The 21,947-nt window shown below is 70.6% G+C and carries 15 protein-coding genes; 5 read left to right on the forward strand and 10 right to left on the reverse strand.

Features of this window, described 5'->3' with window-relative positions; genetic code table 11:
- Nucleotides 1–107 precede the first annotated feature (107 nt).
- Nucleotides 108–1,040 carry a LysR family transcriptional regulator gene (locus tag MRB58_RS14780; protein WP_244777890.1) on the forward strand — a complete coding sequence of 311 codons (933 nt, stop codon included), beginning with the start codon at nucleotides 108–110 and terminating at the stop codon, nucleotides 1,038–1,040.
- Between the two features lie 68 nt (nucleotides 1,041–1,108).
- On the opposite strand, the gene MRB58_RS14785 is transcribed toward MRB58_RS14780, so the two are convergent.
- Genes MRB58_RS14785 through MRB58_RS14800 form a run of 4 tightly spaced genes read right to left on the reverse strand, consistent with a single transcriptional unit; the run spans nucleotide 1,109 to nucleotide 5,026 of the window.
- Complete coding sequence (locus MRB58_RS14785) at nucleotides 1,109–2,512, reverse strand: AtzE family amidohydrolase (protein WP_244777891.1); 1,404 nt, start codon at nucleotides 2,510–2,512, stop codon at nucleotides 1,109–1,111.
- A complete protein-coding gene (locus tag MRB58_RS14790; RefSeq protein WP_244777892.1) occupies nucleotides 2,509–2,748 on the reverse strand; it encodes an AtzG-like protein in 240 nt (79 codons plus the stop codon). The genes MRB58_RS14785 and MRB58_RS14790 overlap by 4 nt, the downstream gene beginning before the upstream one ends.
- Nucleotides 2,745–4,325: a regulator gene (locus MRB58_RS14795; RefSeq protein WP_244777893.1), complete on the reverse strand. Its 1,581-nt coding sequence runs from the start codon at nucleotides 4,323–4,325 to the stop codon at nucleotides 2,745–2,747. Before MRB58_RS14795 ends, MRB58_RS14790 begins: the two co-directional genes overlap by 4 nt.
- Nucleotides 4,326–4,339: 14 nt before the next feature.
- The gene (locus MRB58_RS14800; RefSeq protein WP_244777894.1) at nucleotides 4,340–5,026 is read right to left on the reverse strand and encodes a cysteine hydrolase family protein; all 687 of its coding nucleotides are present in this window, start codon (nucleotides 5,024–5,026) and stop codon (nucleotides 4,340–4,342) included.
- Nucleotides 5,027–5,198: 172 nt separating this feature from the next.
- Between MRB58_RS14800 and MRB58_RS14805 the strand changes: the two genes are divergently transcribed.
- Nucleotides 5,199–6,101, forward strand: a complete 903-nt coding sequence (locus tag MRB58_RS14805; RefSeq protein WP_244777895.1) for a LysR family transcriptional regulator — start codon at nucleotides 5,199–5,201, stop codon at nucleotides 6,099–6,101.
- Between the two features lie 105 nt (nucleotides 6,102–6,206).
- Nucleotides 6,207–8,027, forward strand: a complete 1,821-nt coding sequence (locus tag MRB58_RS14810) for an acyl-CoA dehydrogenase (protein WP_244777896.1) — start codon at nucleotides 6,207–6,209, stop codon at nucleotides 8,025–8,027.
- A 9-nt stretch (nucleotides 8,028–8,036) separates the two neighbouring features.
- On the opposite strand, the gene MRB58_RS14815 is transcribed toward MRB58_RS14810, so the two are convergent.
- Both MRB58_RS14815 and MRB58_RS14820 read right to left on the reverse strand, forming a co-directional pair.
- Nucleotides 8,037–9,059: an MBL fold metallo-hydrolase gene (locus MRB58_RS14815; RefSeq protein ID WP_244777897.1), complete on the reverse strand. Its 1,023-nt coding sequence runs from the start codon at nucleotides 9,057–9,059 to the stop codon at nucleotides 8,037–8,039.
- 128 nt (nucleotides 9,060–9,187) lie between these two features.
- A complete protein-coding gene (locus tag MRB58_RS14820) occupies nucleotides 9,188–9,892 on the reverse strand; it encodes a GntR family transcriptional regulator (protein ID WP_244777898.1) in 705 nt (234 codons plus the stop codon).
- A 145-nt stretch (nucleotides 9,893–10,037) separates the two neighbouring features.
- Between MRB58_RS14820 and MRB58_RS14825 the strand changes: the two genes are divergently transcribed.
- Nucleotides 10,038–11,312 (forward strand): acyl-CoA dehydrogenase family protein, encoded by a 1,275-nt coding sequence (locus MRB58_RS14825; RefSeq protein ID WP_244777899.1) that lies wholly within the window; start codon nucleotides 10,038–10,040, stop codon nucleotides 11,310–11,312.
- Between the two features lie 320 nt (nucleotides 11,313–11,632).
- Here MRB58_RS14825 and MRB58_RS14830 read toward each other — a convergent pair whose 3' ends face one another.
- The 4 genes from MRB58_RS14830 to MRB58_RS14845 form a co-directional block, all read right to left on the reverse strand.
- Nucleotides 11,633–12,238: a biotin transporter BioY gene (locus tag MRB58_RS14830; protein WP_244777900.1), complete on the reverse strand. Its 606-nt coding sequence runs from the start codon at nucleotides 12,236–12,238 to the stop codon at nucleotides 11,633–11,635.
- 313 nt (nucleotides 12,239–12,551) lie between these two features.
- Nucleotides 12,552–13,373: a serine O-acetyltransferase gene (gene cysE, locus MRB58_RS14835; protein ID WP_371747182.1), complete on the reverse strand. Its 822-nt coding sequence runs from the start codon at nucleotides 13,371–13,373 to the stop codon at nucleotides 12,552–12,554.
- A 209-nt stretch (nucleotides 13,374–13,582) separates the two neighbouring features.
- The gene (locus tag MRB58_RS14840; protein WP_244777902.1) at nucleotides 13,583–14,338 is read right to left on the reverse strand and encodes an alpha/beta fold hydrolase; all 756 of its coding nucleotides are present in this window, start codon (nucleotides 14,336–14,338) and stop codon (nucleotides 13,583–13,585) included.
- Entirely contained in the window at nucleotides 14,338–14,658 is a 321-nt protein-coding gene (locus tag MRB58_RS14845) for a 2Fe-2S iron-sulfur cluster-binding protein (RefSeq protein WP_244777903.1), read from the reverse strand. Before MRB58_RS14845 ends, MRB58_RS14840 begins: the two co-directional genes overlap by 1 nt.
- Nucleotides 14,659–15,010: 352 nt before the next feature.
- On the opposite strand from MRB58_RS14845, the gene MRB58_RS14850 reads away from it, so the two are divergent.
- Nucleotides 15,011–21,784, forward strand: coding sequence for a hypothetical protein (locus MRB58_RS14850; RefSeq protein WP_244777904.1), 6,774 nt, complete (start codon nucleotides 15,011–15,013; stop codon nucleotides 21,782–21,784).
- Nucleotides 21,785–21,947 lie beyond the last annotated feature (163 nt).

Here is a 21,947-nt window from a genome sequence, read left to right on the forward strand (position 1 = left end):
TGTGATGTCGTCCCGGTGAGGAGCGTGCACCGAAATACCGCTGCCATCTATTGCTAGTTTTTCACTGTTCCGCTTCATTAAATGCAGCACTCTCGGAGAGGCTCGGAATGGCACGGCATCTGGAGACCTTCCGCCTGATCGAGGACGTCGCGCGGGCGGGCTCGATCCGTAAGGCGGCGGACGATCTCAACATCACATCGTCGGCGCTGAACCGCCGCATCCAGCGGTTCGAGGACGAGTTCGGCGCCCAGGTGTTCGAGCGGCTGCCGCGCGGTGTGCGGCTGAATGCGGCGGGCGAGCTCCTGGTGCAGCACTATCGGATGCAGCGATCCGACTTCGACCGTGTGCAGCGCCAGGTGTCGGATCTGTCGGGCGTGCGGCGGGGGCATGTGTCGATCGCGTGCAGCCAGGCGCTACAGCCCTACTTTCTACCGCGGCAGATCGCGCGCTACCGGGCGGATCACCCCGGCGTGACCTTCTCGGTCTATGTGCGCGACCGGATGGCGGCGGAGCGCGAGCTGGTGACCTTCTCGAGCGATCTCGCCTTGGTGTTCGAGCCGCTTTATCTCGCCGATTTCGAGGTGCTGGCGAGTGTGCCGCAGCCGGTCTACGCGATGATGGCGAAGGACCACCCGCTCGCCGCCAAGCCGGTGGTGCGCCTGCGCGACTGTCTCGCCCACCCGCACGTGGTGCCGACGGCGCCGATCGGCGTGCGCCACTTGCTCGACCTCGCGACGCAGCGGATGTCCGAAGGGCTGAAGCCGGTGGTGGAGTGCGACAGCTTCGAGCTGGCGCGGCATTATGTGCTGGAGGAGGGAGCGATCGGGTTCCAGATCCCGATCGGCCTGAAGCCGGAGGACGCCGGGGACCTCGCCATGCGGCCGGTGAGCGAGCGGGACGTCGCGGCCGGCCACCTGCTGCTGGGCCAGATGCGCCGCCGCGTCCTTCCGGTCGCCTCGGCCCGCTTCGCGGTGCAGCTGACGACCGCCCTCGCCGAGATGGAGACGATGCTCCTCACGCAAGGAACACCCGCGAGCTGACGTGCGTCACCGCACGGAGGCGGCGGCGGGGGCAAGCCGCCGCCCGGTCCGGCGCTGCGGCGCAGGCGTCAGGCGACCGAACTCAGCCGCGGCGCGGCGATCCGGGGCGGGTGGGCCGTGAAGCCCGCCGCTTCCAGCCGGGCCGCTGCGCTAAGGACGGCGCCTTCGTCCCAGGGCCGTGCGATCAGCTGCATGCCGAGCGGTAGCTCGCCGGCGCCGAAGACGGGGACCGTCGCGACCGGCAGGCCGATGCACGAGAACGGCTGGGCGAGGAGGCCGAGGTTGGGCCGCAGCGGCACCTCCCGCCCGGCGAGCGTCAACGTCTTCTGGCCGATGGCCGGGGCTGTGAAGGGGGTCGCCGGGGCGAGCATCACGTCGACGTCGCTGGCGGCGAAGGCTCGCAGCACAGCCTCCAGCCACCAGCGGCGCACGCGCTGGGCCCGGTCGATCCAGGCGGCGGGCAGGAGCGCGCCGGCGAGGAAACGGTCGCGCGTGTCGGGGTCGAAGGCGTCCGGTGCGGCGCGCAGGCGCGGCAGGTGGAAGGCCGCGCTCTCCGCATTGGTGACGAGATAGGCGGCGGCGCGGCCCGCCTCCGCGCCGTCCAATGCCACGTCGACGTGATCGGGGAAGGCGGTGAGCGCACGGTCGCGCCGCTCGTTCGCCTCGGCGGCGGCATTGTCCTCGAACCATCCCCGCATGATGCCGATCCGCTCGGTCCGCCGCTCCGCCGCCGGCGCCGCGGCCGGTCGGCGAACGAATGCGTGATCGCGGGCGCCGCTCGCGGCGGCGAGGGCGTCGTAGGCGAGGGCGAGATCCTCGGCGGTGCGGGCGAGGGGGCCGAGGTGATCCAGGCTGTCGACGAAGGGGTAGGTGCCGCCGCGCGGCAGGCGCCCGTAGGTCGGCTTGAGGCTGAAGACGCCGCACAGCGAGGCGGGGACGCGCAAGGAGCCGTTGGTGTCCGACCCCAGCGAGACGGGGGCGATGCCCGCCGCCGTCGCCGCACCGGATCCGGAGGACGACCCACCCGACATGCGCGCCGGGTCGTGCGGGTTGCGGCAGGGGCCGTAGTGGGCGTTCTCGCCGGTGAAGTCGTAGGCGAACTCGCCCATGTGCAGCGCGCCGACGCAGATCGCGCCGGCCGCCTCCAGCGCTTCGACGAGGTCGGCGTCGCGGGTGGCGGGTGGGTCGCTTCGCGTGACGGCGGCGCCGGCGAGGGTGGTGTGGCCGGCGAGGTCGAAGAGGTTCTTCACCGCGAAGGGAACGCCGGCGAGAGGGCCGTCGCGCGGCCCCGCGTCCACCGCGTCGGCGCGGGCGAGGGCGCGCTCGGCGGTCACGACGGAGTAGGCGTTCACCACCGGGTCCACCGCCGCGATCCGCGCCAGCATCGCCTCGACGACGGCGCGGGCGGTCGTCTCGCCGCTGCGCACCGCGCGGGCGATGGCGGCGGCGGAGGTGAATGGGGCGAGGTTCATGGCCGGGCGCTCCGGCGCGGCGCGGCGCCGGAGGGGCGGTCCGGCATGCGCGGCGGCGTGTAGACTGGGGCGTGCGCCTGCTCGCGCGGATCGAGCGGCGCGGTCTCGAGCGCGGCGGCCATCTGCGCCGCGAGCGCCAGGAAGCGCACGACCCCTGGCCGGTGCGCGTCGGCGATGGTGAGGCCCACCGCGGCGCCGGCGGCGTCGAGATAGGCCTCGGGGTCGAACGCCGTCATTCGGCGGCCACCGGCGCCGTGATGCCGAGCGACTCGCGCCCCGCCTCCAGCCGTGCCACCGCCACGAGGAAGCCGGCGAGCATCGCGTAGGCGAGCGCGATCATCGGCGAGACGGCGATCCCGACCGATGCGCCGTGCATGAAGCCGAAGAAGGTCAGCACGGCGCCCGCCCCGGCGAACGCCGCCGCGATGTCGAGCTTCTTCTCGATGATGAAGACGCCGACGGCGGCCAGCACCAGCCCGGTGAGGATGGCACCGTTGCCCAGCACGCCGAGCCCCTCGTAGAGGACGCCGCCCTGGGCCATGCCGGCGATCAGCTCGGGCGTCACCTCGGCCCCGGCCGCGCCCAGCGCACCGTCGATCAGCGTCTTCGCCCAGGCGGCGAGGTGCGGCACGAGGCCCAGGACGATGGCCGGGGCGTGGGCCATCGGAGTGGTCTGGAACGCCTGCGCGCCGATCAGCATGCCGATGTAGAGGAGGATCGGCGCGATCGCGACCACCGGCACCAGGTTGAGGAACACCGCCAGGATGCCGAACCAGGTGATCCCCAGCACGAAGAGCCCGGTCGCGGCCGAATAACCGATCCGCCCGCCCATCGACTTCCACCCCGGATGGCCGATGTAGACCGCGTTGGCGAACGGCGAGCCGAACAGCGTGCCGACGAGCGAGATGGTGCCCTCCGCGGCGAGTGCCTCGGTGGTGGAGTACTCGTCGCCCGCCGCCTCCGCACTCTCCACGTTGTCCATCGCCTCGACGAGGTCGTAGACGCCGAACGGGATCGCGGTGACGAGGATGAAGCCAAGGAACTCGAACCCGGAGAACACATGGCCGACCGCCGGCAGCGGGATCGAGACGCCGAAGTTCGTGAAGGCGTCGCCCAGCGCCGCCGCGCTCATGCCGCCGATCTCGGGGAAGCCGAGCGCCGTCGCGCCCCAGGCGATCACCATGCCCACCACGATGGCGACGAGACCCGCCGGCAGCCCCTTGGGGTAGCGCACGCCCCCGAACCACGAGACGAGGATGATGCCGAGGCAGGTGAGGCCGATGATCGAGGTCATGAAGATCTCGGTCGCCGGCTTCATCGAGATGAATGCGATGGAGACGCCGGCCAGCGTCCCGAGCAGCGCCGCGCGCGGCGTGATGCGCCGGATCAGCGGGGCGACGAAGCCGCCGCCGATGAGGATGAACCCCTGGATGAACACCCAGGCGAGCCCCGCCTCCCACGCCTTCACCGGATCCCCGGTCTGCCCCAGGATCGGCATCATGATGACGAACACCACGATGAACATGTGCGGCACCGACGGCCCGGAGGGCAGCGCACAGACCGTGTCCCGCCCCTCCTTGCGGGCGAGCTTGTAGGCCATCCACGCGTAATAGATGTTGCCGGCGAAGAGCATCAGCCCCACGGCAGGCAGGATGCGGCCGAAGGTCAGCGCGTCGGGCAGGCCGACGACGAACTTCAAGAGCCCCGTCATGACGAGGAGGTTGACGAGGACGTTGGTGCCGAGGCCGAAGAGGGCGTTCCAGTCGTCGGGCGTCCACAGACGCGGCGCGGCGGGCGAGGTCGATGAGGCCATGACCGTATCTCCTGTCAGGCGGCGTTGGATCGGGCGGAGGGGGAGAGCGCGGCGGCGAAGGCGGCCGAGTCGGAGACCCAGCCGAAGATGCCGCCCTGGGCCTTGATCATCTCGAGGCCGACACGGTGGAACTCGGGAAAGTAGGACGCGCAGGCGTCGCCCAGCGCGACGCAGCGGTAGCCGCGGTCGTTGCCCTCGCGGATGGTGGTGTGGACGCAGACCTCGGTGGTCACGCCGGCGACGAACAGCGTGTCGATCCCGCGATTGACGAGGATCTGCGCGAGGTCGGTCTGGTGGAAGGCGCCCTTGCCGGGCTTGTCGAGCACGACCTCGCCGGGCGCCGGCGCCAGCGCGTCGACGATGTCGTGCCCCGGTTCGCCGCGGATGAGGATGCGCCCCATCGGCCCCGAATCGCCGATCCGCTTGGACGGTGCGCCGCGCTCCACCTTGGCCGGCGGCGCGTCGGAAAGGTCCGGCCGGTGGCCTTCGCGGGTGTGGATCACCAGCATTCCCGCCGCGCGGGCGGCCGTCAGCGCCGTCCGGCAGGGACCGACGGCGGCGGCGAGCAGCGAGACGTCGTTGCCGAGCGTCTCGCCGAAGCCGCCGGGCTCCAGGAAGTCGCGCTGCATGTCGATGACGACGAGGGCGGACCGGGGGGTGTCGAAAGCGAGAGGGGAGGGTTCGGCGACGATGCGGGCCATGGTCGATCTCCTCGGGCGCGGTGCGGGTCGGGCAAGCGGGAGGCATGCAAGCCTCGTGACGAGGATGCCGCGGGCCGGCGTTTCAGGCTGTTGCTATGTTTCGTGCGGGGTGATGCCGAGGCGGCAGCAGGTTTGCTTCCCGTGCTGCATGACGCGCACAGGGAGCCCGGCCATGCGCCACATGCTGACGCTGGATCTGATCGAGGCCGTCGCCAAGGCGGGGTCGATCCGCAAGGCGGCCGAGGTGATGAACCTCACCTCCTCCGCGCTCAACCGCCGCCTCCAGGCCTTCGAGGAGGAGTTCGGCACACCGATCTTCGAACGGCTGCCCCAGGGGGTGCGCCCCAACGCGGCGGGCGAATTGATCCTCAAACACATCCGCGCGCAGCGGGCGGACCTCCACATGGTCAGGACGCAGGTGGACGACCTCGTCGGCGTGCGGCGCGGCCATGTGGCGATCGCGTGCAGCCAGGCGCTGACGCCGTTTTATCTGCCGGACCGCATCGCCGCCTACCGCACGCGCCACCCGGGCGTGACCTTCTCGGTCAGCGTGCGCGACCGGGCGGCGGCGGAGGCGGAATTGTCGAACTACACCGCGGACCTGGCGCTGGTGTTCGAGCCGGTGAACATGGCCGACTTCGAGATCCTGAGCGCGATCCCGCAGCCGGTCTGCGCGGTGATGGCGCAGGACCATCCGTTGGCGAGCGCGCCCCGGCTGCGCCTGCGCGACTGTCTCGACGTGCCGCACGTCGTCCCATCGCCGCGGTTCGGCGTGCGCCATCTGCTGGACGTCGCGCTGCGCCGCACGTCGCGCCGGCTGCGGCCGGTGGTGGAGGCGGACAGCTTCGAGTTCATGCGTCGGTACGTCACCCACGAGCGGGCGGTCGGCTTCGAGATCCCCATCGGCCTCACCGGAGCCGTGGCGCAGGGGCTGGCGGTGCGCCCGCTCGACCCGGCCGACGTCGCGCCGGGGCATCTGCTGCTGGGCCAGCTTCTCGGGCGCACCCTCCCGGTGGCCGCATCCCGTTTCGCCGAGGAGCTGACCCAGGCGCTGCGGGCGATGGCGCCGTCCTGAACGCGGGGGCGTGACAGGCGCGGCCCCTTACGCAACAACCGGATGGCGCCGCGTGGCGCGACGAGACGAGTCGAGACGAGACGAGACGAGGGAGGGTGGGGCCCGATGGAGATGATCGCGCGCCGGGAGATCGAGTTCTGGCTCTACGACTGGCTGCAGGTCGACCGTCTCGCCACGCTGCCCCGGTTCGAGGGCCAGACGCGCGAAGACTGGGACGCCGTGCTCGACCTCGCCGAGCGGATGGCCGCGAGCGATTTCCTCCCCTGCAACAAGATCGCCGACCGCGAGGAGCCGAGCCTCGACCAGGACGGCGAAGTGCGGGTGCAGCCGGATCTGCGGGACGCGATGCGCACCTGGCTGGCGTCCGGCCTGCAACTCGCCACGGTCGACGCGGAACGGGGCGGAATGCAACTGCCGGTGGCGGTCGCGAGCGTGGCGCTGGCGAAGATGATGGCGGCCAACGTCTCCGCCTCGGCGTTCATGATGCTGACGATCGCCAACGCCCGCGTGATCTCGGACTCCGGCACCCCGGCGCAGGTGGACCACTTCGCCGCCCCGCAGCATGAGGGCACCTCGCTCGGCACCATGTGCCTGTCCGAGCCCGACGTCGGATCCTCGCTGGGCGACATCACCACCCGGGCCACGTTCGAGACCGACGACGCGATCGGCGCGCGCTACCGGTTGGCGGGGCGCAAGATGTGGATCTCCGGCGGCGGGCAGGACGTCACCGCGCAGAACGTCCACCTCGTGCTGGCCAAGATCGCCGATCCGGACGGGAGCTTGCCGACCGGCACCAAGGGCATCTCCCTCTTCATTGTCCCGCGGGTGCTGCCGGCGGCGCTCGACGGCGCGCGCAACGACGTCGTCGTCGCCGGGCTGAACCACAAGATGGGCTACCGGGGGATTCCCAACTGCCTCATCAACTTCGGCGAGGGGACACACCATCGGCCGCTGGGCACGGCGGGAGCGGTGGGCTGGCTCCTGGGCGAGCCGGGGCAGGGCCTGGCGATCATGTTCCAGATGATGAACGAGGCGCGGATCAACGTCGGCCTCGGAGCGGCGTCGCTGGCGTGGCGGGGTTATGTGCTGTCCTGCGAGTATGCGGCCGAGCGCGTCCAGGGCCGGCCGCTGGAGGACCGCAAGGCGCCGCGCCCGGTGCCGCTGCTGCGCCACCCGGACGTGCGGCGCATGCTGTTGGCGCAGCGGGCGATCGGCGCCGGTTCGCTGGCGCTCTGCCTCTATGCGGCCCGGCTCGCGGACGTCGCGCGGGGGGCGACGGACGCGGCCGAGCGGTCTCGCGCCCACGCGCTCCTCGATCTGCTGACGCCGATCGTCAAGTCGTGGCCGTCCGAGCAGGGGCTCCTCGCCAACCATCACGCGATCCAGGTCCACGGCGGCTACGGCTACACCCGCGACTTCGACGTCGAGCAGCTCTACCGCGACAACCGCCTCAACCCGATCCACGAGGGCACCACCGGCATCCAGGGCATCGACCTCCTGGGCCGCAAGGTGCTGGGCGACGGCGGCGCCGGTTTCGCCGGGCTCCGCGCCGAGATCGAGGCGACGGCCGCGCGCGCGGCCGCCGCCCCCGCGCTGGGCGCGATGGCGGCGGCGCTGCGCGACGCGGCCGGCGAAGTGGCGGGGGTGGTCGATGCGGCGATCGCGCGGGACGACCGGGCGGTCGTGCTGGCGGACGCGACGGCCTTCCTGGAGGCGATGGGCCACCTCGTCGTCGGCTGGCTGTGGCTCGACATGACGCTCGCGGCCGGCGGCCAGGACGTGGACCCGGCGCAGGCCGAGGCGACGACCTGGACCTGCCGCCACTACTACGCCGCCGAGATGCCGCGGATCGCCGGTATGCTCGCCCCGCTGAAGGCCGGCGGCCTGACGCGTGAGGTGCCGGAGGCGATGTTCCAGCCGGCGTGAGCGGGCGCCTCAGGCGCGGCGCACGCGCATCCTGTCGCCCTCGGTCTCCCAGGCGATGTCGCCGCGGCCGGCCATGTAGTTGAGGTGGGCGAGGATCTCGCTGAAGGCGAAGCTGGTCTCGTGCGGGCTGAGCGCGCGATCGAACAGCACCGGGATGAGGTCCGCGGCGGAGACGGGCCGTTCGTCCGCCGCGTCCGCGATGCGCGCGCAGCGCTCCTCATGGTGCGCGGCGAGGGCGGTCGCGCGGGCGGCGGCGCCGTAGAAGGGCAGGCGGTGGCCGGCCAGCACCAGCGTATCGTCCGGGATCGTCGCCGCGATCTCGCGCTGCGAGGCGATGAAGTCGCCCAGCGGGTCGCCGTGGGGCTCCAGCGCGGTGACCGAGACGTTGGGGGAGATCTTCTCGATCACCTGGTCGGCGGCGAGGAAGAGCCCGTCGGCCGCGGCGTGGAACATCAGCTGCTCCGGACCGTGGCCCTCGCCGCTCATCACGGCGTAGGACCGCCCGCCGAGCGTCAGCCTGTCCCCGGCGCGCAAGCGCTCAAAGGTGAAGGGCGGCTTGGAGAGCATGCGCATATAATCGTGCCCCATGGTGGACACGAGCGCGGCGAGGTCCTCGGCCATGCCGTGGCGCACGTAGAAGCGGGTGTAGGCGCTGGCCGCCAGCAGCTCGGGCGAGTTGAACAGCGTCAGGCACGCGAGGTACGCCGTGCGGCTCATCAGCAGCGGGATCTCCAGCCGCTCGCACAGCCAGCCGGCCATGCCGATGTGGTCCGGGTGGTGATGGGTGACGATCAGGCCGGCGAACCGCGCCCCACGGAAGGGACCGGCCAGCAGCGCCTCCCAGGCCGCGACGGTCGCCTTGTTGGAGATGCCGGTGTCGACGATCGTCCAGCCGTCGTCCCCCTCCAGGAAGTAGACGTTGACGTGATCGAGCCGGAAGGGGAGCGCCAGACGGGCCCACAGGAGGCCCGGCGCGACGGTCGTCACGGTGCCGGGGGCGGGCGGCTCGGCGAAGGGAAACGTCAGGTCCATCGGGGTCTTTCGCAGGCGGGGCTGCCCAGCCGGTAGCACGCTTCGTTCGCATGACGCGAACGGCGGCCGCACGCCGCGCCCGAACGGCAGCCATGCGCCGGCCCGGCCGCGGCGCTGCCGCCGCGCGCTCAGCCGTCTTCGGCGGCGATGGCGGCGGCGATGTTGCGCATATGGGCGCGGGCGGCGTCCTCGGCGGCGGCCGGCTGGCCGGCGAGGATCGCGTCGGTCATCGCCTTGTAGGAGGCGAAGCGGGCCGGGCCGGCGACCTTGTAGGAGCGGCGGATCATATGGACCTGCAGGCTCGGCACGATGCGCATCAGCTCCCGGTTCTGCGACAGGCGGGTAATCGCCTGGTAGAAGCGGTTGCGGGCCCGCACGAACTCGAAGCTCTCGTCGGCCGACTGGAAGCCCTGGAGGTGCGCCCAGGCGTCCTCGAAGGCGGTGCGGTCGGCGCCGTCGGCGATGCGCTCGGCCGCCTGGCGGGCCGCGAGGCCGACGCACAGCTCGACCACCGCGAGCGCGTCGCGCGCCTCCTGGCTGGAGAGGCGGCGGATCTGCGCGCCGCGGTAGGGCAGTACCTCGACGACGCCGTCGGCCTCGAGGCGCTTGATGCTCTCACGCACGGTGCTGCGGCTCACCCCGTACTGGGCCATGAGGTCCGGTTCGACGAGGCGCTGGCCGGGGACGTAGACCCCCTCGTAGAGCCCGCGCAGCACGGCGCGGACGAGCTTGGTCGACGCGCTGCAGGCCGCGACCGGGGGGGAATCGGCGGCGGACGGTGCGGATGGGGCACGGTCGACCCCGGTGGGGGTCGCGGCGGCGGATCTGGGCAAGCAGGCGGCTCCTTCGGCCGGGCGACGATGCGCCATGAGTTTCAACGTCGTGCGGTTTATGTCAACCGAAATCGTCAGACGATATTGCCAGCCGATCTTCCGGTGCGTATGACCGCATGGAAGCAGCGCCACCAGGAGACCCAGAATGATCCCCGACAAGACGGACCGCGTGCTCGAGCTGGAGGCCCGGCTCCTCGAGTTCATGGAAGAGCATATCTACCCCAACGAGGCTCGCTACTACCGCGAGACCGAGGAGCTGGGGCCGTTCGCGGTGCAGCCCATCGTCGAGGAATTGAAGCCGATCGCCAAGGCGGCGGGACTGTGGAACCTCTTCCTGCCCGATTCGGAGATGGGGGCGGGGCTGAAGAACGTCGAATATGCGCCGCTGTGCGAGATCATGGGGCGCTCCCACCTCGCTCCGGAGATCTTCAACTGCTCCGCGCCCGACACCGGCAACATGGAAACGCTGGTGCGCTACGCCACGCCCGAGCAGCAGGAGCGGTGGCTGAAGCCGCTTTTGGCCGGCGAGATCCGATCCTCCTTCGCGATGACCGAGCCGGACGTCGCCTCGTCCGATGCCAAGAACATCCAGAGCGAGATCCGCCGCGAGGGCGACGAATACGTCATCAACGGGCACAAGTGGTACACCACCGGCGCCACCGATCCGCGCTGCAAGGTGCTGATCTTCATGGGGAAGACCGACCCCGACGCCGAGACCTACCGCCAGCAGTCGATGATCCTGGTGCCCAAGGATACGCCGGGCGTCACGGTGAAGCGCTCGCTGCCGGTGTTCGGCTTCTACGCCGTGCCGGACCGCGCCTCGGAAATCACGTTCGAGAACGTGCGCGTGCCGGCCTCGGCGATGCTGCTGGGCGAGGGGCGCGGCTTCGAGATCGCACAGGGGCGCCTCGGCCCGGGCCGTATCCACCATTGCATGCGCTCGATCGGTCTGGCGGAGCGCACGCTCGCCAAGATGTGCAAGCGCACGTCCGAGCGGGTCGCCTTCGGCAAGCCGATCTCCGACCAGTCGGTCACGCGCGAGCGGATCGCCGAGGCCCGCATCATGATCGAGCAGGCGCGCCTCTTGACGCTGATGGCGGCGCACAAGATGGACACCGTCGGCAACAAGGAGGCCAAAGCCGAGATCGCGATGATCAAGGTCGCGGTGCCGAAGATGGTCTGCCAGGTCGTCGACTGGGCGATCCAGGCGTTCGGCGGCGGCGGGACCGGCAACGACTTCGGCCTCGCCACGGCCTACGCGACGGCGCGGATCATGCGCCTGGTCGACGGACCGGACGAAGTGCACCGCGACCAGCTCGCCCGCCTGGAGCTGAAGAAGCAGGCGGCGACGAACAACACCGGCGGCGTGGGGAACTGGGAGCCGGCGCTCTCGAACCGGGCGCTGCCGCCGACGGAGTGAGGCGGGCGCCGCGCGCACGCTCATGCGGCGCGGCGGGGGGCGAAGCCGAGCGAGGGGAGTTCCCCCCTCGCGCTCCCTCCATCTCGCCGATGGGCAGGCGTTCAGTTCAGACAGCCGCGAAGGGCGGCTGACTGAGCCGAACACCAGCATCGAGCCTTTGTCGGGCTGCGGCCGCGTCAAGGGTGAAGGCTGCGCCCGCTTCGCGCCCTTGACCCGGCCGCATCCCTCGAGCCGTGCCGGGCGGACAAGAAAAAGGCGGCCGCCGTCGGGGCGACCGCCATGGATTGCCTCGGCCGTCGTCGCCAGGGCGGTGCGCCGGGTCAGCCCTTGCGGGCGGTGAGGAGGTGGACGGCCGGCACCAGCGTCGCGGCGAGCGCCAGCTTCAGGACGTCGCCCGGCAGGAAGTTCACCATGCCGTACTGGAGCACCCACGCCATGCCCTTGTCGGCGGCGAAGAGGTAGGACATCCACGCCAGGCCCAGCGTGTAGACCACCGCGGTGGACAGGAAGACCGCCACGCCCATGCGCACGATCGACTGGTCCCAGCCACGGCGGGCGAAGGCGCCCATGATGCCGGCCGCCACCGCGAAGCCGGCGAGGTAGCCGCCCGTCGGGCCGGCCATGTAGGCGATGCCGTTGCTGGTGGCACTGGAGCTGGTGAAGACGTCCGCCCCCAGTGCACCGAGCGCGAGGTAGGCGAGCACGGTGCCGACGCCAAGCCGCGTGCCGTAGGCGGCGCCGATGACGAACACGGCGAACGTCTGCATGGTGATCGGGACGGGCCACATCGGCACGCGCATCTTCGCGGTGATCGCCAGCGCGGCGACGCCGGCGACGACGAGCAGCACCTCTTTCAGCCGGAGCGCCGCGCCGGTATTGGGGCCGAAGGCCTCCGTCAGCACGCTGTTGGGGGTTGGGGAACGCATTGAGGTCTCCTAGGCGAGGATGTGATGGCGGCCGGCGCGCGAGGCGAGGCAGGCGCAGGCCCCGGCCCTGGTGCCGCGATCGGGCCGGGCGGGATGCCGTCGTCTGCGCCGTCTCGGAGGCGCCGCAACGTGTTACCGCGAATCCTAAAGCAAGTTCATGCCCAAGTGGAGGGGCGTTTGCGCAGTCGCGTGCGGATCCCGGTCGGCCGGCTGTGCGACGTCGTCGCCGCACGGAGGGGCCGGCGGCGCGGGGAGGCCGGGTGCGGGCATATCGAGCCCGCGCACAGAGGGCGGCGGCGCACGGCGGGACGGATCAGCTGTCGCTCTCGGCCAGGATCTGGTCCATCGAGCGCGAGGGGTCGGGGCAGTTGCCGGTGCCGACGACCCGAGCCGGCACGCCGGCGACCGTGGCGTTCGGCGGGACCGCCGACAGCACGACCGAACCGGCCGCGATCCGAGCGCAGCGGCCGATCTCGAAGTTGCCCAGCACCTTGGCGCCCGCGCCGACGAGCACGCCCGAGCCGATCTTGGGGTGCCGGTCGCCCCCGGTCTTGCCGGTGCCGCCCAGCGTGACGCCCTGCAACAGCGAGACGTCGTCGCCGAGCGTCGCCGTCTGCCCGATGACGACGGCGGTGGCATGGTCGATGAAGATGCCGCGGCCGATCGGCACCTGCGGGTGGATGTCCACCTGGAGCGCGGCGGACACGGCCGACTGCATCATCAGCGCCAGATCGCGCCGCCCGCGGGTCCACATCGAGTGGGCGATGCGGTGGGCGGTGAGGGCGTGGAAACCCTTGAAGTAGAGCAGCGGCTCGATCAGCCGCTCGCAGGCGGCATCGCGGTCGAGCACGGCGACGAGGTCGACCCGGAAGATCTCGGCCAGCGTCGGATCGTCGTCGAGCGCATCGCGGAACGCGTGGCGGATGTGCGCGGCGCCGAGGGCGCGGTCCTCGATGCGCGTGGAGATGCGCTCGGCGAGGGCGTCTTCCAAGGAAGGCTGGTCCAGCACCGTCGCGCTGACGAAGCCGGCGAGCGCGGGCTCGCGGTCGGCAATGGCATGGGCATCGCTGCGGATGCGTCGCCACACGGGGTCGTGCTCGACAAGCTTGGCGGCTGCTGCCTCACTCATAGCCATCTCCTGGCGCAGGTTTCGCCCCACCGACATAGACACGCACACGCGCGTGGCAAATTCAATTGCGTGATGGTTCGATCGATCTCAGACGAATGGACCATGCCGCCCGCGGCCCGCTCCCGCTGGCCCGTGCCCCGTGCCGAAGAGGCGCGTCGGGGCGGCAAAGTCCGTGGTGTGACAATCGGCGCCGCCGGGCGTGGGGGCGCCGGGCGTCAGGCGCCGTGGCGCTCCAGAAAGTCGAGTACCTTGGCTTTGTGCTCGCGGTCGCCCACGGCGGTCATGTGGTCCTTGCCCTCGAGGGTGACCGCCTCCGCGTCCGGGATGAGCGCCGCCAGCTCCTCCGGAGAACCGGAGACGGTGTCGGCCGAGCCGGCGACGACGAGCGTCGGCACGGCGATCCGGGCGACTTCGTCGGCGCCGAGCACCTGGCGCGAGGCCTGGATGCAGGCCGACAGGGCGGCGAGATCGCTGCCCGTCTGCTCGGCGAAGACGCGGTAGGTGAGGGCCTGCGGGTCGGTGATCGCGTCGCGCGAGGGCGCCTTTAGCGCACCGGCGATCATGTCGCTCCCCGCGTGACCGTCGACGAGGGCGCTCGCCATGCCGGAGAGGACCAACGTGGAGACCCGCTCCGGCGCGCCGAGGGCGGCGAACGCGGCGATGCGCGCGCCCATCGAGTAGCCGAACAGGGTGGCTTTCTCGATGCCCAGATGGTCGAGCAGGCGGATGGCGTCGGCACCCATCAAGTCGGTACGGTAGAGGTCGGCGTCGTAGACCTTTTCGCTGGCGCCGTGGCCGCGATTGTCGATCCGGATGGCGCGGCGGCCGCTCTGCACGATGGTGCGCACCCAGGACGTGTTGGCCCAGTTCACCGCCTTGTTGGAGGCGAAGCCGTGGATCATGAGGACGGGCGCACCCTCGCCTTCGTCGGCGTAGTCGAGGGTCAGGCCGTCGCTCGTGAAGGTGGCCATCAGGCCTGCTCTTCGGGGATCCGCACGACGAGGCCGTCGAGCGCGTCGGTCACCTTGATCTGGCAGGAAAGGCGCGAGCCGGGCTGCACGTCGATCGCGAAGTCGAGCATGTCTTCTTCCATCGGGCTGGGCTTTCCGGCGGCGGCCTGCCAGGCATCGTCGACGTAGACGTGGCAGGTTGCGCAGGCACAGGCGCCGCCACACTCCGCTTCGATGCCGGGGACCATGTTGCGCACTGCCGCCGACATCACCGTCGCGCCATTTTCGGCGTTCACTTCAAATGTTTGCTCGTCGTGGGTGATGTAGGTGATCTTGGCCATGAACCCTCTCAAGTGCCGCCACAGTACGGCCGATGCTGCGGCGGACATAACGGTTCCGGATGGTCCGTCAAGCAATCGGGTGGGGGAGGCAGGGTTGCCGGGCGGGCGTGGTGCAAACTTGTGCCGCTCAAGATCTTTTCGATGCAATTTTCAACGAATACCAGAATTAACCAACGTGATGCACAAAAGGCACACTTCCTTGTACCCGCTAGGCGAGTGTGGCATTAGCAAACCATTAACGTTTTGACTCGGCCGCACTGGCCGGTTTGTGTCGAAGCGTGGCAAAAAGGCCACTCCGAGGCTGCGGCGATCCTGCCCGCCTCCGCGTAGCGTACGACCCAAGGCGACGATCATGGCGATAGACCCGCACCGCAAGGCTTCCTCGGAGTCGGACCCCGCCGATGCGGCGCTGTCCGCAGTCGAGGAAGCGCTGAAGTTCGATCTTGGCCCTTCCGACGAGGGGGACGACGCGCCGGGCGACCTCGCCGCGGGGATCGAATCCTCCTTGTCCGGCCACGCGCCGGAGGACGCCGCGCCCGCGGCGGAGGCGGAAGCCTTCGCCCCGGCCAACGACGCGCCGGAGGAGCAGCCGAGCCGGCCGCGCCGCCGCCGTCACCGGGCGCTCGCCAAGCAGCAGGCGGCCGCAAACGACGATCGCCGCCGCTTCGAGGAGGCCGAGCGTCAGGGCCGCCGCCGCGGCTTCACCGCGGTCTCCTTCGCCGTCGTCGCATCTATCGCATGGGCGGCTGTCGGGGGGCTGATCGCCGCCGGGCAGATCGCCGCCGCCGGGCTGATGCCGTTCCTCCAGTCGCCGGTCGCCTACGCGATCCTGGGCGCCGTGGTCGGCCCTGTCCTCCTCTTCATGATGGTCGCCTTCCTCGCCCGCCGCTCCGAGGAACTGCGGGCCACGTCGCTGGCCATGACCGGCATCGCCCAGCGCCTGACAGAGCCGGAGATCAACGCGTCCGAGGGTGTCGCCAACATCGGCCAGGCGATCCGCCGTGAGGTCGCGGGCATGTCCGCCGGCATCGAGCAGGCGCTGGAACGCGCCTCCGAGCTGGAGGTGCTGGTTCACCGCGAAGTGTCGGCCCTGGAACGCTCCTACGGCGACCACGAGGCCAAAATCCGCGCCCTCTTCGAGGAACTGGTCGCCGAGCGCGAGACGCTGATGGCCAATTCCGACCGCATGCGCGACGAGCTGGAGACCGCCAAGTCCGGCCTCGCGGTGCTGGTCAACGAGCTGCAGGACGTCGTGTCCACCAAGCTCAGCGACACGACGGCGATGATCGGCCAGTCGATCCAGGGCGAGAGCGCCCGCATCGTCGAGGATCTCAAGTCCTCCGGCAACGAACTGCTGAACGCGCTGACCACCACCGGCGACAGCTACGTCACCCGCCTGTCGGAGCGTTCCGAGACGCTGTCGCGCACCCTGGTGGAGCGCGGCGACCTCGTGGGCGAGCAGCTCGCCACCGCGTCCGAGACCCAGGCCGCCGCCGTCGAAGGTTACGTCACGGCGCTGATCGATGCGCTGAACAGCCAGTCGAACGCCACGATCGACGCGGTGAAGTCCGCGTCCGAGGGTCTCGTCGGATCGCTGCATTCCGAAGCCGGACAGACGGTGGAGACCATCCGCAGCACCGCCGAATATCTCGTCGGCTCGTTGCAGGCCGAGGCCGGCTCGGCGACCGAGACGATCCGCTCCACCGCCGACATCCTGATCGATTCCATCGCCGGCCAGTCGAAGGAGATCACCGACGAGTTCGGCCGCGTCGGCCAGGAGCTGGTCGACAGTCTCGCCGACCGCACGGTCGCGATGACGGACTCCTTCGCCTCCACCGGCTCCACCATGGCCGACACGGTCCTGGAGCGGGCCGAGGAGGTCTCCAAGATCCTCATGAGCGCCGGCGAGCAGGTCTCCGGCGCCATCGGCGAGGTCAACACCACCCTGTCGGTCACGCTCGACTCGAAGCTCTCCGAGATCAACGCCACCCTGGCGGAGGCCTCCGGCAACTTCGACACGACGATCACCGACAAGATGGGCGCGCTCGAGACCACGGTCACGATGTCGGCCGAGCGGCTGTCGAGCACGGTCGAGGATCGGATCAACGCGATCGACACCTCGGTCTCCTACGCCACGGAGCGCTTCTCCGGCATGGTCGAGGAGCGCCTGGAATCCCTCGACAACATCGTCACCGGCGCGTCCGACACCTTCACCAGCCTGGTAGAGACCTCGATGGAGGGCATCGACTCGACGCTGGAGCGTGCCTCGCGCGAGCTGATCGAGACCGTCGAAGGCCGTCTCGGCAACACCAGCGAGGTGATGAGCCGCACCGCGCAGGAACTGACGCTGAATCTCGGCGAGCGCGCCGGCAGCGTCACCTCCGAGATGACGCGCATCAACACCGAGCTGAACGCCACCTTCTCCACCCAGCTCGCCTCGATCGACGAGACGCTGTCGAATGCCTCCAACGAGGTGATCACCGTCGTCGACCAGCGCCTCGCCACCATCGAGTCGACCCTCGTCACCGCCTCGCACACGCTGGAGACGGAGATCGGCGAGCGCCTCGAGGTGGTCGTCACCCGCATGAACGAGAGCGGCGAGCGCCTGTCGGGCGTCGTCGGCGGATCGCTCAGCCACCTCGACACCACGCTGACCGACGCCGCGCAGCGCATCGCCGGCATGATCGAAGGCCGCCTCGCCGAGATCGACGAGCGCGTCGACGGTGCCTCCACCCACATCACCGACACGATGGCCGAGCGCCTCGGCGTGATGGAGCGCGAGATCAGCGGGACCGCGTCGCGTGCGGTCGAGAGCGTCTCGCTCAGCGCCCGCACGGTGGACGAGCGCCTCGGCGACACCGCCGCCCGCCTCGTCGAGACGCTGGAGCTGAAGATCGGCGAGCTGGACGCGACCATCGCCCAGACCTCGACCATCACCTCCGGCACCATCGGCGCGGCGACCGAGGATCTCACCCACCAGCTCGCCACGCAGGTGGACCAGGTCACCGCGACCCTGGCCGCCCTCGGCGACCGCCTGACCGACGCGATCGGCACCTCCTCCAACACCATGAGCGACACGCTGATCACTCACGCAGACCAGCTGGAGGCCACGCTCGGCACCCTCGGCGACCGCGTGACCGACGTCGTCGTCACCGCGTCGAACGGCTTCACGTCGACCATCTCGATGCAGGTGGACGACATGGAGAGCCGCCTGCGCTCGCTGTCGGACGCCCTCACCGGCACCGTCCAAGTGACGACGACCGCCATGCTCGACACGTTCGGCGGCCGCATCGAGGAGGTCGAGGGCCGCCTCGGCCAGCTCGGCGACCGCATGACCGAGACGATCAACGGCGCCTCGACGCAGATGCACGACGCCGTGTTCACGCAGATCGACCAGATCGAAGCCTCGATCGGCGCACTGGGCGACCGGATGACCGAGGCCGTCGGCTCCACCTCGGCCTCTCTGTCGGAGACGCTGCTGGCCCAGGCCGACCGGTCCGAGACCCTCCTCAAGGAGCGCCAGGCGGAGCTGGAGCAGAGCTTCATGCGCCACGCCGAGTCCTTCCAGGTGACGCTCGCCCAGTTCGGCGAAGCGCTGGAGGCGACCTTCGTCAACGGCACCGACACCGCCGGCAACACCCTCGCCGAGCGGACCGACCAGATCGTCGAGCGCATCACCTCCGAGGTGGACCGCGTGGCCGACATCATCGCCGGCTCCGGCACCTCGCTGGTGGAGGACTTCGGCCTGCGCGCCGAGGCGTTCGCCGAGCGCATCAACGAAGTGCACGGCATGCTCACCGGCACCCTGACCGACAGCGGCGGCGAACTCGCCACCCGGATCGAGGGTGTCGCCGGGCGCATCGAAAAGGCGATCCTGGAGGAGGGCGCGGCCCTCGACTCGACGCTGCGCGAGTCGACCGACGCCTTCCAGGGCAGCCTGCGCCTCCACACCGACGCGGTGAAGGGCGACCTCGACGCCGCCGTGCAGAACGTCTCGTCCGACATGCGGGAGCAGACCGGGGTGCTCGCCACCTCGCTCGCCGAGGCGGGCCGCGAGATCGCCCACGCCGTCGCCATGCGCGGCGAGGAGGCGGCCGAGCAGATCAACGAGTCCGCCAGCCGCGTGGCCGACCTCATCGCCGACCGCTCCGACGCCATCCGCATCTCCTTCGACGGCGAGATGGAGCGCTTCAACATGATGATCGCCGAGAGCGCCGGCCGCTTCGAGTCGACCCTGTCGGAAAATGCCGGCCGTCTGGTCGCGACGCTGGGGGGCAGCACCACCGAGATGGAATCGATGATCGGCGACAGCTCCGGCCGCCTGGAGCAGGTGTTCGCCGAGAACGCCCGCCGCCTCGACCAGATCGTCACCGACACGTCCGACGAATCCACCCGCATCTTCAACGACCGGATCGACACCATCCGCGTCACCCTCGACAGCGGGGTCGACAACTACGCCTCCATCATCCGCGACCAGTCCGAGCGGCTGGAAGCCTTGATGACGACGACGTCCGAGACCGTCTACTCGTCCCTCTCGGCGCCGATCGACGAGGTCCGCGTCTTCATGACCGACGGGATCGAGAACTTCGCCGGTATCATCACCAGCCACACCGACCGGCTGGAGCAGCTGTTGGCCGAGACGTCGGACGGCACCCGCACCCGCCTCGGCGCGCAGATCGAGGAGATCCGCTCGACGATGGAGACCGGGGTCGACCGCTACACCGGCGTCATCACCGAGCAGTCCGGCCGCCTCGAGCAGGTCGTCCTGTCGACCGCCGACTCGACCGAGCGCACCATCGGCGACCGGATCGACTCGCTGGTCGCCGCGTTCGACACCGAAACGCAGGCTTTCGCGGCCCGCATGGACACGATGCGCGACACCATCTCCGGCGACATCGTGCGGCTGTCCGGCATCCTCGACGAGCGCGCCGCACCGATCGCCGAGGAGCTGACCGTCGCCATCGGCCGCTACGAGGAGCTGATGAACGAGCGCTCGGTGCAGATCGTCGCCGCGCTCACCAACCACGCCACCGAGGTCAGCCACGTGCTGACCGAGCGGATGGACGCGATGGAGGACGCGCTCGACGGGCGCGTGGAGAAGGTGTCCGACGCGCTGGTCGAGCGTGCCCGCACCATCTCCGAGGCGCTGTCCGACGGGCAGGCGGCCATCAACGAAGCGTTCGCACAGCGCCTCGAAGAGATCGCGATCATGTCCCGCGAGGCGACGCAGACGGTGGCCGACGGCCTTTCCGAAGGCGGTGCGCTCGCCCAGGACGCGCTCAAGGCGGTCGTCGAATCGGCCCGCCGCGACATCCTGGAGCCGATGCAGGACATCTCCGTCCAGCTCGCCGAGGAGACCGGCTCGGTCAATCGCATGCTGGCCGAGACGATGGCCAACATGTCCGGCGAGGTCGCCGCCGGCGGCAGCCAGATGCGCCAGTCCATGATCGAGACCATGGATCAGCTCCTCAACACGATCACCGAGCACTCCGACGAGACGCGCCGCAAGATCACCGAGACGATGTCGGTGGCGCACGACGCGTTGTCCGAGGAGGGCGACCGCACCTCCGCGGCGATGCGCCAGGTGGCGAACGACGCCTCCGAGTCGCTGGCCCAGCTCCGCTCGGTGATCGACGAGCACGGCGACGCCTTCCTCTCCGCGCTCGCCGATCGCGGCGCCGGGGCCATCGCCGAGCTGCGTGACACCCACCGCGCCCTGATCGACGAGCTGGGCGGCACGCTGGACCGCGTCCACTCCACCAACACCGCCCTGCACGACATGCTGGGCTCCGTCGGCATGACGCTGGCCGACATGGAGAACAACCTGTCGACCCGCGGCGAGGCACTGCGCGACGTGGTGCAGCAGGCGCTGCACGACACCCAGCGCACCGGTGAGGAGATGACGCATCAGGCGAACGCGCTGCGCGATTCCGCCGGCGCCGCCCTCGGCGACCTGTCGTCGATCGCCGAGCGGATCGAGCGGGACAGCCAGTTCCTGGCGACCACCGTGGAGCGCTTCGGCGACGATGCCGGCTCCTTCGACGCCCGCATGGACGAGCGCAGCCGCGCGCTGGAGCAGCTCGCCCGGCAGCTCGCCGAGAAGACCGAGCAGGTGGACACGCTCACGCGCAACTTCACCGCCCGGATCGACGATCAGCTCAACCAGACCGAAGAGCGCGTGCACGCCGCGCGGATGCTGCTGGAGCGCACGCTGGACGAGGCGGCGCGGGCCGTCGCCCCGCAACTCGAGGCGCTGCACGAGAGCGCGTCGGCCGACGCCGAGCGGATCCGCGAGAACCTCAGGGTCTCGCAGGAGGCGATGGCGGCGGAGATGGTCGAGGCGTTGCAGGCCGTGGCCGAGCGCTTCCAGGCGGCGACGAGCGAGATGCGCGAGTCGGCCCGCGTGGTGCAGGACGAGTTCGAATCGACCCGCTCTGCCCTCGCCCGCAGTGTCATCGAGCTTCCCGAGGAGACGATGCAGAACGCCGAGGCGCTGCGCCGCGCGGTCACCGATCAGCTCGACGCGGTGCGCGAGCTGGGCGACATCGTCGCCCGCCACTCCGTCGTGGCCGAGGCGTCGGGCCGTCAGCCGGCCGGCGCGCTCGCCGACAATGGCGGCCGCGAAGGCTATCGCCGCACGACCCGCGTGGCCGAGGTGCGGCGCGACGAGCCGCGCCCGTCACGCTTCGGCGGCACGCCGGAGCGCGAGGGCGGCGGCTGGATGAACGGGCTGGTGCGCCGCAGCGAGCCGCCGGTGGAAGAGCCGGAGGTCCGCGGCCTGCCGCTCGACGCGTCGTTGGCGCGGTTCGCCAAGCCGGCCGCCCGTGCGATCGAAGAAGGGCTCTACCGGGACCTCTGGAGCCGGTTCAACCGCGGCGACCGCCAGGTCTTCTCCCGCCAGGCCTACACCGAAGAAGGCCAGCAGACGTTCGAGGACGTCCGTCGCCGCTACCAGCGTGACCGCGACTTCCGCGGCGCGGTGGATCAGTTCGTCGACGACTTCGAAGAGATGCTGAGCGAGTCGGCCCAGCTGGACCCGTCCGGCCGGCGCACCCGCGACGCCCTCCTGGCCGAGGACGGCAAGCTCTACACCGTCCTCGCCCACGCCTCGGGCCGCCTGAACTGACGCCCGCGGGGCACCCCCGACGCCCCGCCTCGGCCACACCTCATCCAAGAGCCGCTCCCTCGGGAGCGGCTTTTTTTATGGCCGAACCATCGGCCTGCATGGTCTTGCTTGCCGGATCGTTCTGGCGCCACGGCGTGCGGCAGGACGCCGAAGCCCCCCGTCC

Source organism: Acuticoccus sp. I52.16.1 (genome assembly GCF_022865125.1).
Lineage (GTDB): Bacteria > Pseudomonadota > Alphaproteobacteria > Rhizobiales > Amorphaceae > Acuticoccus.

What these genes read in the sequence shown, in the direction of transcription:
- MRB58_RS14785 (WP_244777891.1), bottom strand. Translation starts at nt 2,512, where the DNA reads ATGAACCTCGCCCCATTCACCTCCGCCGCCGCCATCGCCCGCGCGGTG.
- MRB58_RS14815 (WP_244777897.1), bottom strand. Translation starts at nt 9,059, where the DNA reads ATGGACCTGACGTTTCCCTTCGCCGAGCCGCCCGCCCCCGGCACCGTG.
- MRB58_RS14850 (WP_244777904.1), top strand. Translation starts at nt 15,011, where the DNA reads ATGGCGATAGACCCGCACCGCAAGGCTTCCTCGGAGTCGGACCCCGCC.
- MRB58_RS14825 (WP_244777899.1), top strand. Translation starts at nt 10,038, where the DNA reads ATGATCCCCGACAAGACGGACCGCGTGCTCGAGCTGGAGGCCCGGCTC.
- MRB58_RS14790 (WP_244777892.1), bottom strand. Translation starts at nt 2,748, where the DNA reads ATGACGGCGTTCGACCCCGAGGCCTATCTCGACGCCGCCGGCGCCGCG.
- MRB58_RS14805 (WP_244777895.1), top strand. Translation starts at nt 5,199, where the DNA reads ATGCGCCACATGCTGACGCTGGATCTGATCGAGGCCGTCGCCAAGGCG.
- MRB58_RS14830 (WP_244777900.1), bottom strand. Translation starts at nt 12,238, where the DNA reads ATGCGTTCCCCAACCCCCAACAGCGTGCTGACGGAGGCCTTCGGCCCC.
- MRB58_RS14845 (WP_244777903.1), bottom strand. Translation starts at nt 14,658, where the DNA reads ATGGCCAAGATCACCTACATCACCCACGACGAGCAAACATTTGAAGTG.
- cysE (WP_371747182.1), bottom strand. Translation starts at nt 13,373, where the DNA reads ATGGCTATGAGTGAGGCAGCAGCCGCCAAGCTTGTCGAGCACGACCCC.
- MRB58_RS14795 (WP_244777893.1), bottom strand. Translation starts at nt 4,325, where the DNA reads ATGGCCTCATCGACCTCGCCCGCCGCGCCGCGTCTGTGGACGCCCGAC.
- MRB58_RS14840 (WP_244777902.1), bottom strand. Translation starts at nt 14,338, where the DNA reads ATGGCCACCTTCACGAGCGACGGCCTGACCCTCGACTACGCCGACGAA.
- MRB58_RS14810 (WP_244777896.1), top strand. Translation starts at nt 6,207, where the DNA reads ATGGAGATGATCGCGCGCCGGGAGATCGAGTTCTGGCTCTACGACTGG.
- MRB58_RS14800 (WP_244777894.1), bottom strand. Translation starts at nt 5,026, where the DNA reads ATGGCCCGCATCGTCGCCGAACCCTCCCCTCTCGCTTTCGACACCCCC.
- MRB58_RS14780 (WP_244777890.1), top strand. Translation starts at nt 108, where the DNA reads ATGGCACGGCATCTGGAGACCTTCCGCCTGATCGAGGACGTCGCGCGG.